Raw genomic sequence first — 13581 nt, 5'->3', positions numbered from 1 at the left:
TATGAGCAAATCGGAAATTGATGCTCGTTCTCGAAATCAGATGCTATTCTACGGGCACTGACACTGTTGAGAGAGCGAAACCGCACGACACACCCCGATCCCAACACTGTTGACGCGCTGAGACTATATAAATAGCCGTCCAGAACACGGGGGTGTTGACCGGTAACTAAAACACTTATTGTTGTTACTGAACGAGACACTAGTATGGCAACGACGCCTGCGCAGGACGGCACGCAGTGGTTCCTGCATACATGGCGAGACCACATTCTCGAGCCGATAGAGACGGCTCTCACTGTTCTTGACGAGGAGCATACGGAGCTTGCCGCCGAGCAGGCTGGTCTCGAAGAATTCCTGCAGCGCCTCCGTGCCGTCGACCCCGTCGAACAGCCCTCCTCCCCCGTCGGTGCGCGAAGTCGACAGTCCGTATCCGATCCCGTTGAAGCGCTACGGGACGCCTATGCTGACACGGTGCTGGCTGTCGACCACTACGAGTCGGTATACGATGAATCACTGGTCGAGAACGTCGCTATCGAGTTCGGGCCGGACTACGCAGCGCTGTTCCATCCTGAGACAAATGTCGGATTCTCGCCGCCGCTCAAACGCTCGCTGGTGGCCGCGACCGAGCAAGCAATCGACGAACGGACCTCGCTGGACCGGGCTGTCAAAATCGAACAGGAATCGATTCGGGAGTACCGCGGCAGTCTGCGAGAGATCATCGAGACACTCGACAGCACAGTCGTTCCCGAGTGGTATCGCGAGACGTTCCAGAGCGACGTTACTGCGCTGTTACAGCAGCGACAGGACCAACTCCACTCAAGCGTCCACCGGTTCGAGACCCACGAGTTCTGCACGTATATGTACGAAGAGCAACTCTGGACGTATCCGGTGTTGACCAGTCTCGCGCGGCTACAGGAATCTGTCGACAGTTGAGCGAAGGCGGTCCCCGGGGCAGACAGCTGTAGGCGTCACCGAAGCGCGGTGCACTGGATGCTGCCACTCACCACATGACCCGGGGACCTCAGAGACGATTGCATAGCCGTTGTATTTTGTGCCGGCCTTCACGAGTAGTCACCATTCACTATTTACGGGGGAACATATTCGCCCCACTTCCTGCGAGCTGAGAGTGCGGTTCCCTATATATACAGGTAGGTCTTCGAGTTGCAGCCGTGAGCTACAATGGCAACGCGTAGAACATTCGTGCGCGGTCTGGGCGTCGCGGCTGGAGTCGCGCTAGCTGGCTGTTCATCGGGCGGCGGGTCCGACAGCGGCGGTGACGGCGACTCGGGTGGCGGCGGTGACGGGTCAGACGGCGGCGAGACTGAGTCCAGTGACGGCGGAAGCGGGTCCGAGTGGACCGAGACGAGCACCGTCGAAATGACGGATGAACTGGCATACGAGCCGAAGAAAATCCAGGTCGAGGCAGGGACGACGGTCACGTTCGAGAACGTCGGTAGCATCGGCCACACGGTGACAGCCTACGAAGACAAGCTCCCCGACGGTGCGGACTACTTCGCGTCTGGCGGGTTCGACTCCCAGCAGGCCGCGAAAGACGGGTACAGCAACGGACAGGAAGGTAACATCCCGAAAGGCGAGAGCTACGAGGTCACGCTGGAGACGGCGGGCACGTACGAGTACTACTGCATCCCTCACGAGATGAACGGGATGGCCGGCAAAATCAAGGTGGTCTGATATGAGCAAGAACGAAACCCCACGCGATCCGAACGAGGTCCTCGAAGAGTACGAAGAAACGCTCGACTCGGTGCTTGCGGAAGTCGAGTCTCCGGACGAAACGACCGAAGACGACGACCTCTCGCTTGGACTGCCCGGCCTCTCGCTCGGCCGCCGGGACTTCATGAAGGCCGGCGTCGCCGCCGGTGCAATGGGATCTGTCGCCGGCTGTTCGGCGCTGACCGGCGGCGGTGGCAGCGCGGGCAGCCAGTCGACCCCTTCGGGCAGCGGCGCGAGCCACACGGTCGAACCCGGCGAACACGACGAGTACTACGGCTTCTGGTCCGGCGGTCACTCCGGCGAACTGCGGGTCGTCGGCATCCCGTCGATGCGCGAACTCACCCGCATTCCGGTGTTCAACACCGACTGTGCGTCGGGGTACGGGTACACCGACGGCACGCAGGAGATGCTCGAAGAGGGCGGCGGGTATAGCTGGGGTGACAACCACCATCCGAACCTCTCGGAAACGGACGGCGACTACGACGGCGAGTACCTGTACGTCAACGACAAGGCCAACGGCCGCATCGCCCGCGTGAACCTCACGTACTTCGAGACGGACGCGATCACTGACGTCCCGAATATGCAGGCCATCCACGGCTGTACCGTCCTCTCACCGGACACGAAGTACGTGCTGGGGAACGGCGAGTTCCGCGTGCCGCTACCCAACGACGGGACCGACGTGAAGAATCCAGACAACTACACGTCGCTGTTCGTCGCCGTCGACCCCGAATCGATGGAGACCCAGTGGCAGGTCAAGGTCGATGGGAACCTCGACATCGTCGACACCGGTAAAGAGGGTCGATGGGCCATCTCCTCGGCGTACAACAGCGAAGAGGCCACCGACATTCAGGGTATGACGAAGGACGACCGGGATAACGTCAAGGCCTTCGACATCCCGGCCATCGAGCAGGCCGTCGAGAACGGCAACTACGAAGAGGTCAACGGCATTCCCGTCGTCGACGGGACGCAGGACAGCCCGCTCAATAAGGGCGACCGTCCGATCGTGAAGTACATCCCGACGCCGAAAAGTCCCCACTGCGTCGAGGTCGGACCCAACGGCGACTACGCCTTCATCGCGGGGAAGCTCTCGCCGACGGTGACGATGCTCGACCTGGACGCGCTGGCCGACTCATCCGACCCCGAGGAGGTCGTCGCCGGGCGGCCACGCGTCGGACTCGGGCCCCTTCACACCACTTTCGACGGGAACGGGCACGCCTACACGTCTCTGTTTATCGACTCTCAGGCGGTCAAGTGGGACATCGAGGCAGCCGTCGAGGCCGAAGAGGGGTCCGAAGACCCCATCATCGAGAAGCAAGACGTCCACTACAACCCCGGCCACATTCAGGCGCTTGAGGCGATGACGACCGACCCTGACGGGGAGTGGCTCGTCAGCCTGAACAAGCTCTCGAAGGACCGGTTCCTCCCCGTCGGCCCGATCATGCCTGACAACGACCAGCTCATCCACATCGGGCAGGGCGAAGAGGAGATGGAACTGGTCGCGGACCACCCGGCTTACCCCGAGCCACACGACTGCGTGTTCGCCCACAAGGACAAGATCGACGCGAAGAAGGTCTACGACAAGGACGACTACGAGGAGACCTACATCACCGAGGAGGACTCCGGTGTCGAGCGCACGGGCGAGAGTAGCGTCCACGTCAAGATGACGACCAAGCGCTCGGAGTACGGCCTGCCTGACTTCACAGTGCAGGAGGGCGACGAGGTCACGCTGACGACGACCAACATCGAGGGCGTCCAAGACATCATCCACGGTGTCGCCATCCCCGAACACGACATCAACTACGCCGTGGCTCCCCAGGACACTCGCGAGGTCACCTTCACGGCGGACGATCCCGGCGTGTACTGGATCTACTGTACGTTCTTCTGTAGCGCCCTGCATCTGGAGATGCGCAGCCGAATGATCGTCGAGCCGGCGGAGGGGTAGCGCCACAACCCATTTCAGAGGTGTTCAGCCATGCAACGACCCACCATCGACGACTTCCGCGAGATCCGGCGGGGCCTGCCCGCGGTAGCGGCGCTGCTATTCGTCGCAGCGCTCGCGTTCCCGATGTGGCACATCAGCGTCGACGCCGTCCAGTACCCCAGTACAACGCTGCACCTCAATCTGTACGCCTACCCGCGGCTGACAGGAGACTACACCGAGATGGCGCGGTTGAACCACTACATCGGCTTCTACTTCCCGGACCCGGTGTTCCTCGAACCGAACTACCCGGTGAAGGCGCGGGCCATCGACGTGCCCGAATGGGCGCTCGGGCCGGTCGCGTTCGTCGGCGTGTCACTGCTGTCGGTGTTCGTCGCCGTCGCACCGACTACCGAGAAGCTCAAGCGCGGGCTGAAATACCAGTTCGGCGGCACCGTGCTGGTGTTCACCGTGATGCTGGCCGACATCCAGTACCGACTCTGGCAGGCCGGCCACACGCTCGATCCCGGAGCGCCGGTGATGGGCGTCGCCGGCTTCACGCCGCCGCTGTGGGGCCAGTATCAGGTCGCAAACATCACCAGCGTCTCCCGGTTCGGCCTCGGCGCGTACATGGCTGCCACGGCCGTCGGACTGCTCGCGGTTTCGTACTACTACCGCGATCAGGCAGCGGCGTTCAGCGAACTCCCCGCCCGACTGCGCGACGGACTGACCGGACTTCCCGACGCCGTTCGGGACCGCCTGGGTAGTGACGGCGACAGCGACGAGGAAGACACCCCGCACCGTCCGACGACCACCGCGGCCGAACCTGACCAACCGGAAACACACTCATGAGCCCACTGTCCCACGATTTCGAGCGTGTGTTCGCCATCGGTACCGCGGCTCTGCTCGTGCTGTCGGTCGTGGCTGTCGGGATGGCCAGTGCCGGCCCGACCGGCAGCGACGACCTCGCCTTCGATCCCGACGTGCCTGACACCGACTCGTTCACTGCCCCGTCGGCCGACGGCACCGCGACGGTCGATAGTGAAACGTACGACAGCGCGCAGGCAGCGGTCGATGCCGCGGACCCCGGCGACACCGTCACGCTCGACGGTCGCTTCGACGAGACCCTCGTCGTGACGACGCCGAACGTCACGCTGTCCGGGAGCGGTCCCGGGTCGACGCTGCTACATGGCGACGGCGCAGGCGATGTGCTCGCCATCGAAGCGCAGGGCGTCACCGTGGCGGACCTCTGGGTCCGCAACAGCGGTTACGACACCGCAACGAATGACGCCGCGATATTCGTCAACGCCAGCGACGTCACGGTTCGCGACAGCCGCGTGACCGATATGACCTTCGGCATCTGGCTCGACGGCGTCGACGACGCCGAGATCCGCAACAACACCATCGTCGGCCGCGAGGAGATTACGCAGTTGACCAAGCGCGGCAATGGCATCCAGATCTGGAAGACCGAGGACAGCGTCATCCGGAACAACGACATCACCACTGTTCGGGACGGGCTCTATTTCAACTGGGCCAAGGACGTGAACGCGACCGGTAACACCATGTGGGACCTCCGGTACGGTGTCCACTACATGTACTCCGACGACTGCCACCTGCGGGACAACACCGCTTTCGACAACGACGTCGGGTACGCGCTGATGGTGTCGAAACACCTCGTCATCGAGGACAACGTCGCGGTCAACAACAGCGGCCAGTCCGGCCACGGCATCCTCGTCAAGAGTATCGACGACACGGACATCCGCGGTAACCACCTCGTCAACAACGAGAACGGGCTGTTTATCTACAACTCCGTCAGCAACCGCATCGTCGGGAACCTCGTCGTCGGTAACGACATCGGCGTCCACATCGCCGCCGGTAGCAACGACGAAACCGTGACCAAGAACAGTTTCATCCGCAACGACAGGCCGGTGCTCGCGGTCATGGGCGACCAAGTTCACTGGAACGAGAGCGTCGGGAACTACTGGTCCCGGGCGAACCCGACGGATGTTGACGACGATAGTATCGGCGACACCCGCTACCAGCCCGCTGGGACCGTCCAGCAGGTAACCGCAAAAAAGCCCGCCGCGCGGGTGTTCGCCAGTAGCCCGGCCTTCGACGCCGTTCGGCTGGCCGAGTCGTCCGTGCCTGTGGTCAAGTCGCCCGGCGTCGTCGATGCCCGCCCGCTCACCGAACCACCCCACGAGAACTGGAGGAGCTACTATGAACGTGATTGACGTCGACGACGTATCGAAAGCCTACGGCGATGTGCAGGCGCTTGATGGACTGAGTCTGTCTGTCGAGCAGGGGGCCACCCTCGGCGTGTTTGGCACGAACGGGGCCGGCAAGACGACGCTGTTCAAACTGTTGGTCGGGCTGAACCGGCCGGACGATGGCAGCGTCTCCGTCGCCGGCGCGGACCCGACCAACGGGACCGCCGTTCGCGAGCGGGTGCGCTACCTGCCGGAACACGCCGGCTTCCCGCCGAGCCTGACTGGCCGCGAGATACTCAGTTTCCATGCCCGGATGCGCTCGGTGCCCCGGGGAGACAGAGACCACCACGTCGAGCGCATCCTGCACACTGTCGGACTCGCCGACGCCGCGGACCGCCGGGTCGGCGGCTACTCCAACGGGATGAACCGCCGGCTCGGCCTCGGCACGGCGCTCGTCGGTGAGCCGGCCGTGCTGATACTCGATGAACCGACCGCGGGGCTCGACCCCGACGGTATCCGGGCGTTCCACGAGGTCGTGGAGTCCCTGGCGTCGGAGACGGACGTGACAATCGTCTTCTCCTCGCACGCGCTCGGGGAGATTCAGCGGCTCTGCTCGGAGGCAGTCATCATCGCTGACGGACAGGTGGCGACTGCGGGCCCGGTCGAAGAGCTTCGCCGCGCCGCCGCCGACGAGGTGACAGTGTCGCTGTCGCTGGCATCCGAGGCGGCTGCGAGCGATGTGGCAGGCATGCTTCGCGACCACGAGGGTGCATCGAGTGTCAGCCGTGCCGGCGTCGACCTGACTGTCACCGCCGCCCCGACCGACGCCTACGACCTGCTAACCGCCGTCGGTGAGGGGTACGACATCGACCGCTTCGAGGTCCGGGAACCCGGCCTTGAGGCCGCGTTCCACGAGGCCGTCAGGGCGGATGGCGGCGATGGCTCCGGCTCCGACGGCACAGCGGCGACAGCGGCTGCGGAGGCGGCGACCGAGGACTCGAGAGGTGAGCCGGCATGAGCGAGGCTGACTCCTCGACAGATCCGACCCCGGACGGCGGCGTTGTCGCGGCCGACACTCCAGCTACCCGGTTGCACGATGGCGGAACCGAGACGGGGACGGCGACGGACGCGGCCGACGAATCGACGCTTGCTCGGCTCGCCGACAGCAGCCTGCTCACGATCGCTCGCCGGGAGTACCGGCTAGCCGTCCGGTGCCGGTGGGCATTCGGCGTAGCGCTGCTGTTCGGCCTCTTTACGACCGCAGTTGTCCAGTTCGGCGCGAGTTCGGTTGGCCCGGGTCGCTTCGACGCGGTGATCGCGACTATCGCCGAACTTGGCGTCTACCTCGTGCCGCTGACGGCGCTGGCGGTCGGCTACGACGCCATCGTCGGGGCCGACGAGCGCGGGTCGCTGGAGCTCATGCTCGCGCTCCCGGTGACGAAAGGCCGTGTCGTCGTCGGCACTGCTATCGGCCGGGCGGCGGTGCTGTCCGGCGCGATGTTGCTCGGCTTCGTTCCCGGCGCACTGTTGACCGTCCGATACATTGGTCTCGCCAGCGTCGGCCAGTACGCGGCGGTCGCCCTCGCAGCGGTGCTGACCGCCTGTGCGATGCTGGGCGTGGCGGTGTTAGTCTCGACGGTCGCTCAGACCAAAACACACGCACTCGGTGCCGTACTGGCCATCTGGCTGTGGGTCGCGCTGTTGCACGACCTGATCGCGCTCGGGGCGGTCGCAGGGTTCGACCTCGGGTCCGGCGCTATCGCCGCGGCGATACTGCTCAACCCTGTGGACTGCTTCCGCGTGCTCGCGCTCTCGCAGGTGGACGTGGTCGCCGGTGGCTTCGGTAGCGTGCTGGCACAGGCCGGGCTGACCCCGCCGATGGTCGTTGCGGGGCTCCTAGCATGGGTCGTCGTACCTGTCGGCGTCGCTGCGAAACTCATCCAGCGGCGGCGTCTCTGAAGCTAAATCGACTGCAGCGCTGTTTCTTCTGGCTCTTCGAACAGACTGGCGACCTGTTCCGTCGTCTCAGTACGCTCGTGGGCGTTTTCCAGAAGGACAGTCTCGCTGGGGAACAACTGCTCGCCGAGTTCGAGGCCGTGATCGCGAGCAGTCGACCCCGTGACGGTGAGGTAGACGCCGAGGCCGGTCGCCGCGATGTCTGCTTCCTCTTCACCACCCTCCATGGGATACGTAAAGGAGACGCCGTCGAGCGCACTCGTCCCGAGAACGGCTTCGACGAGCCGCTCGTACCGCGGTGAGATACAGAGTTCGCCCTCGTAGTTGGTGACGAAAGTCCGGTCGAGGGGCCCATCCTGTGAGTCCATGACCTCCGGCGTCGCCAGGAGCGTGTGGTACACCGTATCGCCCAGCCCGGTCACGACCCGCACGTCAGTGTCCAGCGGGTCGATACGGTCGTTGATTTCGTGGATGGCGGTCAGCGGCTCGTCCCGAAGCTGGACAACTTCTTCGAGCACGAGGTCGGCGCTGTCGAACCCGAGCGCGAACTCGTGGGTCCGGAGCGCCCGAAACGGTTCCTCGCGGCCGACCAGCTGGACATCCCCGTATTCGGTCGGCACAGTAACGCTGTCGAAGACGATTCGTCGGGGCATCCCGTCGCGGTCGTCACGGAGCAGCGTGTATTCCGGCTCGTATGGCGTATCGAGCGAGGAGTAGTCGCTGATGCGATGGTACACGTCGGCGACCGCGTCCTGTTTGCCCTTTGTGACGGCCTTCTCGTAGCGAAGCGTCGAGATGATCTCGTCGGCCAGGTCGGTCGTCCCCGTGCGTCCGGCGAGTCGCTCCAGCACTGCTTCGAGAGGCCGGCCCTTTCGCGGAACGGCCACTCTCGTCGTCGTCATTATGCAGGCACAGACGGGGGATCGGTAAAACGAGTTCGGTTAGTCGCCGCCGCCGATAACCGACGATAGCTGTTCGCGCCACTGTTTGAGCTCCTCGATCTCCGATTCGGTCTCGTCGATCCGCTCTGCGAGGTCACCCTCGTCTATCTCCTCGCGGACGGCTTCGATATCGTCTTCGAGATCGTCGAGCTGGCCTTCGACGCTCTCGACTTCCTCGGAAAGGTCGTCGACCTGATCGGAGGCCGAAGTGGCTGTGTCTGTCGCCGACTGGACTTCGTCCTGGAAACCCTCCAGAGCCTCTTCGAAGGAGTCGAGGCGCTCGCCGAACTCCTGAATCATATCCTCGCCGGTACCGTTCTCTTCAAGGAACTCTTCGAGGGCATCGGTGTACGCACGGAGGTCTGCGACATCGCTCTGGATGCGCTGGATCCGGGCGTCGTTGACGCCGCCGGTGTCACTGTCGTTGTCATCTTCGGAGACGGCGTCGAGCGCACGCTTGAGGAGCTTCACGTCTTCGGGGGAGACGTTCTGGTCGCGGATTTCCTGTGCCATCGTCGCGACGACTGCGCCGGATTGGACCTCGGAATCTGCCGGCGCAGCGTTGCTCTCTTCGGGTGCTTCGACGCTTGAGTCCGGGTTGTTCGGGTCAGAGAGGTCCAGCGTCTCGATGTCTTCGTCGTTATCGTCTTCGAGGCCGGGAACGCTGTCGGCGTCACCGGCGATGACGTCCCGAACAGCCTCGTCGCCCCCACCGACGAGGTCCTCCTCGTCCTCGTCCAGGGGTGGGTCCACACTCTCGATTTTTGGTTCCGTCAGGAACTTCTCGACGTCGTCGGTGCCCGTCGCACGGATACCGTAGACGGTCGTGTAGTCGGCTTCGGGTTCGAGTTCTTTCTCGAAGGCGATCCGGTTTTCGTTGATGTCCCAGTACTCACTGCCGTACTCGGGGTGGAAGCCCAGATCCTCGACCGCTACGTCTTCTGGAACGGTGTCGACTAACCTGACTGTCACCGCAACAGACCGTCGCGAAGTGAGATTGAACGCTATCGCGGGTACGGGGAACTCGTCCGCCTCGAACCGCTTGGTCACTGTCACGCCATCTGCGGCGACAGTGACTTCGTCGTAGGCTTGCGAATTGCTCATGGTCTGTATGGTCTCAGCAATAGTATTAAAGGTACGTACCTGACCAACATTTACACCTTTTTTCTATACTATACTAATTAATATAATCTAGAGACGTAACCTCAGTAACACGAGCAGGACGTGAGCCAGCAAAGACGGACAGTCCGCCCGTGTGGTACTGGCGAGTCGTTTTCAGTCGAGATCGTACCGGTCGCCGATTTCAACAATTGAAAGCGTCGAGGGATACGCGAAGCTGTTGGCGTGGTTGTGCAGGACGGTCGGCTCCGTCGTCATCCCCTTCCACATATCCCAGTGGGTCGGGACGAGGGTGTCAAGCTGGAGTTCGTTCGCGGCTTCGATAATCATGTTCTCGTCGTTGTACCACTGCGTTCGCGTGGGTTCGCCGGTCTCCTTGTCGTCGATCATCCCGACGGTCCCGAACGCGAGGACACCGACATCGATGTCGTAGCGCTCACCGATGGGTTCGAACTCGCCGGGACGGGCGTCGCCGCCGTGGAAGAACGTGCCGGAGTCGTGTTCGAACACGTACGACACCGGATGCTCGGCGTCGGGGTCGTTGGCCGGTTCGACATGGATCGTCAGGTCGCCGATTTCGAGCGTGTCACCCTCCGTGACCTCGTGCAACTGGTCGTCGGTGACGCCGTAGTTCTCCAGCCACGCTTCCTCCCGGATGACGTCGTGACCGCTGTCGGTCGTGTAGTAGTCCGCGCCCGTCCCAGCGAGAATCGGGGCCTGGGACGGCCCGTGAACGTGGTCGGTATGTTCGTGGGTCCCCAGAACCGCGTCGCATTCGGTGATGTCCTCGGGGTTGAACGGCACTGGGACCATCCGAACGGTTCGCGGCGGGTCGCCCGTACCGAGATACGGGTCGATGAAGACGGTCGTCCCGCCGCTCGATTTCAGGATGAAGCCGTTACAACCCAGATACCAGAGTGCCAGTCCGTCAGGCGTCGCCGACTCCACCGCACGCGGGAGCCAGTCATCCCAGTCAGATTCGACTGTCATGTCGGAAGATGCCACGCCCGGTCGCTAAGATGTTTCGAAGACGCCAGGCCGTCTCCCGCTATCTGAGAACGGAACCCTCAGTTTATTTCCTACCTGAGAGAAATTCGACCTGTATGTACGATCACATCCTCCTCGCCTCAGATGGGACAGAAGCCTCGACCAACGCCGAATCCCACGCGATTGCCCTCGCAGCGGAACACGGCGCAGTTCTCCATGCGCTGTATGTCGTCGACGAAGACGTCTACACGGCCTACAGCGGCGACGAGTACGTCGACGAATCGGAGGGACCGGAGCACGGCCTCGAAGAGACAGGCCAGGAGACGCTGGCCCGGATAGAGGCCGATGCAGAGGCATCCGGCGTCGACGTGACGACGACCCTGAAACACGGACGACCGGCCGAATCCATCATCGAGACCGCCGACGAGGCGGATGTCGACCTGCTCGTCCTCGGGACGAAGCGGCGGCCAGCGGAGTACCGGAGTCTCCTCGGCAGCATCACCGACAAGGTGCTTCGACTGACCGAGCGACCGGCGGTCGTGGTGAAAACCGAAGTCGAGGAGTAACTGCCCAGTCGGTCGAGTGTGTCACTGACTGGCGATAACTGTTGGCGGCATCGGCAGTCCTGACCGGCCGCTTCAGAGTCGGCGAAGAGTACGACCGCGAGAAGTACCGCTGTTCAGTCCTCGCAGCAACCGCCGGCTTTCTGGCCGAAGTCGACGGCCAGTTCCTCGGAGACGATCTCGTTGAGTTCCTGCAGGCGCAGTTCGAGTTCGTTCTGGGCCTCCAGATAGTCACTCATTACCGGGATGTCGTGGAGTTCCTCCTGCTTCTGCTGGACCTTTCGGAGGTCTTCCTGAGAGGCATTACCGGTCTGGCGGGCGAGCATGAACTCCTCACGGATCTGCTCGAACTCCTGGATGGCCGCCTGCGCCTCGTCGTGGTTCTCGACGGCGTCTTTCGTCTCCTTGAATCGCTGGTACACCGGCAGATCGGCGATCGCTTCGCCGAACTCTGTAGCGAGCGCCTCGACGTGGTCACCGTCGATATCAGCGGCGGTATCGGTCTCGATGCTCATCACCGATTAGTATGAACTCGGGCGGTATAGACCTGCCGAAACCGGGTTGTTCTCTGCGGGATATCGGTCCCTGACAGCGTTCCTGCCGTGCTGTCGCTCGCATCGGATTCTCGGCCCGGCAGTTGTTCAATGTTGAATCGGGAAGCCGTGTGTATCGCGGTCATTGTGGTCTGCATGAGCGCCGCTATACTGGTCGCTCTGTAGCTTCGCTCCTGGTGAGATTCGCTCAAACCAGTTATCAGCTGATATAATCAGTCGAAAACGGTATATTAGTTTCTAAGATAGGTCTTACAATGGCAAAAACTGCATCCGAAGACGGGCTGCTACCGGAGTCCGTGGACGACAGCGGAGAGTTCTGGCTTCACACGTTCGAATCGCTTGTTGAGGATATACCGGAGGCGGCATTTGTAGTCGATACAGACGCTAATATCACACACTGGAACGACACGGTTGGACAGATGCTCGGGCTCCCGGCGAGCGAGGCGGTCGGGATGAACGCATACGACGTGTTTGGCACAGAGGGGCAGGACGAAACGCTCGCTCAGGAGGTCATCAGGACGGGAGAGCCAGTCTGTGAAAGTGAGTTCCGCTCGGCCGAACGGCCAGACGGGACGATGGCTCACGCGCGGGCAGTGGCAATCCCGCTCAGGGGTCCTGGTGGGGACACTATCGGTGCGCTGGAGCTACTGATCGATTTCAGTGATATCGTCGAACAGCGTGAGGCGCTCCAGAACCTCCAGTCACAGATGGCGACGGACGTCGAGTCAGCGGTCGGTGAAATCAGCGACTCCGCCGCAGCCGTTACCGAGCAGTCCGACGAAATCAAGGAGATGGCAGGCGAGCAGTCCGACAACCTCGATGAGGTCCAGTCCGAGGTCTCCGGGTTCAGCGCGACCGTCGAGGAAATCGCCTCAAGCGCTGAGGAAGTGAGTAGTCAGAGCGGCGAGGCCAGAGAACTCGCCGAGGAATCCGTCGAGACGGCCGAGGACACAATCGAACGCGTCGAGGATGCGACGGAGTCCGCCGAACAGGTCGCGTCGGACTCGACGGAGCTCCGCGGCCACATCGAGGAAATCGACGAGTTCGTCGAGGTCATCAACGACATTGCGGACCAGACGAATATGCTGGCGCTAAACGCCAACATCGAAGCCGCACGGAGCAACAGCGACAGTGACGGGTTCGCGGTCGTCGCCGACGAAATCAAAGAGCTGGCAGACGAGTCGAAACAGCACGCCGACGAGGTCGAGCGAATCGTCGGGGAGGTCCGAGAGATGGCCGACAGCACCGCCGAGAATGTCGAGGAGACGACGGGCGCGATTCAGCAGGCGCTCACTGACTTAGAGACGGTGCTCGACAACCAGCAGGCCATCGTCGACGCGACCTCAGAGACAGAACAGGGTATCGGCGAAGTCGCGGCGGCGACGGACGACCAGGCTGCAAGCGCCGAAGAGATCGCTAGCATGATCGACGAAATCGCCCAGCGTGCTGCCGAGGTGTCCGAGTCCATCGACGAGCTGGCTGGCGCAAACGAGACCCAGCACCGGATGGCTCAGGACTTAGAAGAGAACATCGAGCGGGTCGAGCGCCGACTCGCCGAGATTATGGAGTGACTGTCGCTCACCGAAACACGGGGGTTATCACTCT

General features: G+C 62.7%; 13 protein-coding genes. 9 read left to right on the top strand and 4 right to left on the bottom strand.

What is annotated here, in order from left to right; all coding sequences use genetic code 11:
• Window positions 1-204: 204 nt before the first annotated feature.
• The 7 genes from IEY38_RS07335 (at window position 205) to IEY38_RS07305 (ending at window position 7815) form a co-directional block, all read left to right on the top strand.
• Window positions 205-930, top strand: a complete 726-nt coding sequence (locus IEY38_RS07335) for a DUF7260 family protein (RefSeq protein WP_188976620.1) — start codon at window positions 205-207, stop codon at window positions 928-930.
• A gap of 246 nt (window positions 931-1176) precedes the next feature.
• On the top strand, window positions 1177-1689 hold the full coding sequence (locus IEY38_RS07330; RefSeq protein ID WP_188976618.1) for a plastocyanin/azurin family copper-binding protein: 513 nt from the start codon (window positions 1177-1179) through the stop codon (window positions 1687-1689).
• Between the two features lies 1 nt (window position 1690).
• Window positions 1691-3670, top strand: a complete 1980-nt coding sequence (gene nosZ / locus IEY38_RS07325; protein ID WP_188976616.1) for a TAT-dependent nitrous-oxide reductase — start codon at window positions 1691-1693, stop codon at window positions 3668-3670.
• A 30-nt stretch (window positions 3671-3700) separates the two neighbouring features.
• Entirely contained in the window at window positions 3701-4498 is a 798-nt protein-coding gene (locus tag IEY38_RS07320) for a hypothetical protein (protein ID WP_188976614.1), read from the top strand.
• Window positions 4495-5880: a nitrous oxide reductase family maturation protein NosD gene (gene nosD / locus IEY38_RS07315; RefSeq protein WP_188976612.1), complete on the top strand. Its 1386-nt coding sequence runs from the start codon at window positions 4495-4497 to the stop codon at window positions 5878-5880. The genes IEY38_RS07320 and nosD overlap by 4 nt, the downstream gene beginning before the upstream one ends.
• A complete protein-coding gene (locus tag IEY38_RS07310) occupies window positions 5867-6874 on the top strand; it encodes an ABC transporter ATP-binding protein (RefSeq protein ID WP_188976610.1) in 1008 nt (335 codons plus the stop codon). Before nosD ends, IEY38_RS07310 begins: the two co-directional genes overlap by 14 nt.
• On the top strand, window positions 6871-7815 hold the full coding sequence (locus tag IEY38_RS07305) for an ABC transporter permease (RefSeq protein ID WP_188976608.1): 945 nt from the start codon (window positions 6871-6873) through the stop codon (window positions 7813-7815). Before IEY38_RS07310 ends, IEY38_RS07305 begins: the two co-directional genes overlap by 4 nt.
• A gap of 2 nt (window positions 7816-7817) precedes the next feature.
• Here the strand turns inward: IEY38_RS07305 and IEY38_RS07300 are convergent, their stop codons facing one another.
• From IEY38_RS07300 to IEY38_RS07290, 3 genes are all read right to left on the bottom strand, one after another.
• Window positions 7818-8714 carry a hypothetical protein gene (locus IEY38_RS07300; protein ID WP_188976607.1) on the bottom strand — a complete coding sequence of 299 codons (897 nt, stop codon included), beginning with the start codon at window positions 8712-8714 and terminating at the stop codon, window positions 7818-7820.
• A gap of 39 nt (window positions 8715-8753) precedes the next feature.
• The gene (locus IEY38_RS07295; protein ID WP_188976605.1) at window positions 8754-9857 is read right to left on the bottom strand and encodes a coiled-coil domain-containing protein; all 1104 of its coding nucleotides are present in this window, start codon (window positions 9855-9857) and stop codon (window positions 8754-8756) included.
• Between the two features lie 171 nt (window positions 9858-10028).
• Window positions 10029-10862 (bottom strand): MBL fold metallo-hydrolase, encoded by an 834-nt coding sequence (locus IEY38_RS07290; RefSeq protein WP_188976602.1) that lies wholly within the window; start codon window positions 10860-10862, stop codon window positions 10029-10031.
• A 113-nt stretch (window positions 10863-10975) separates the two neighbouring features.
• Here IEY38_RS07290 and IEY38_RS07285 point away from each other — a divergent pair, with 113 nt between their 5' ends.
• Window positions 10976-11425 carry a universal stress protein gene (locus IEY38_RS07285; protein ID WP_188976601.1) on the top strand — a complete coding sequence of 150 codons (450 nt, stop codon included), beginning with the start codon at window positions 10976-10978 and terminating at the stop codon, window positions 11423-11425.
• A 113-nt stretch (window positions 11426-11538) separates the two neighbouring features.
• Here the strand turns inward: IEY38_RS07285 and IEY38_RS07280 are convergent, their stop codons facing one another.
• Entirely contained in the window at window positions 11539-11937 is a 399-nt protein-coding gene (locus IEY38_RS07280; RefSeq protein WP_188976599.1) for a YlbF family regulator, read from the bottom strand.
• Between the two features lie 293 nt (window positions 11938-12230).
• Here IEY38_RS07280 and IEY38_RS07275 point away from each other — a divergent pair, with 293 nt between their 5' ends.
• Window positions 12231-13547, top strand: a complete 1317-nt coding sequence (locus tag IEY38_RS07275) for a methyl-accepting chemotaxis protein (RefSeq protein WP_188976597.1) — start codon at window positions 12231-12233, stop codon at window positions 13545-13547.
• Window positions 13548-13581: the final 34 nt, after the last annotated feature.

It is taken from the genome of Haloarcula sebkhae (genome assembly GCF_014647415.1).
Lineage (GTDB): Archaea > Halobacteriota > Halobacteria > Halobacteriales > Haloarculaceae > Haloarcula > Haloarcula sebkhae.
This window is presented reverse-complemented; position numbering and strand designations above follow the sequence as displayed.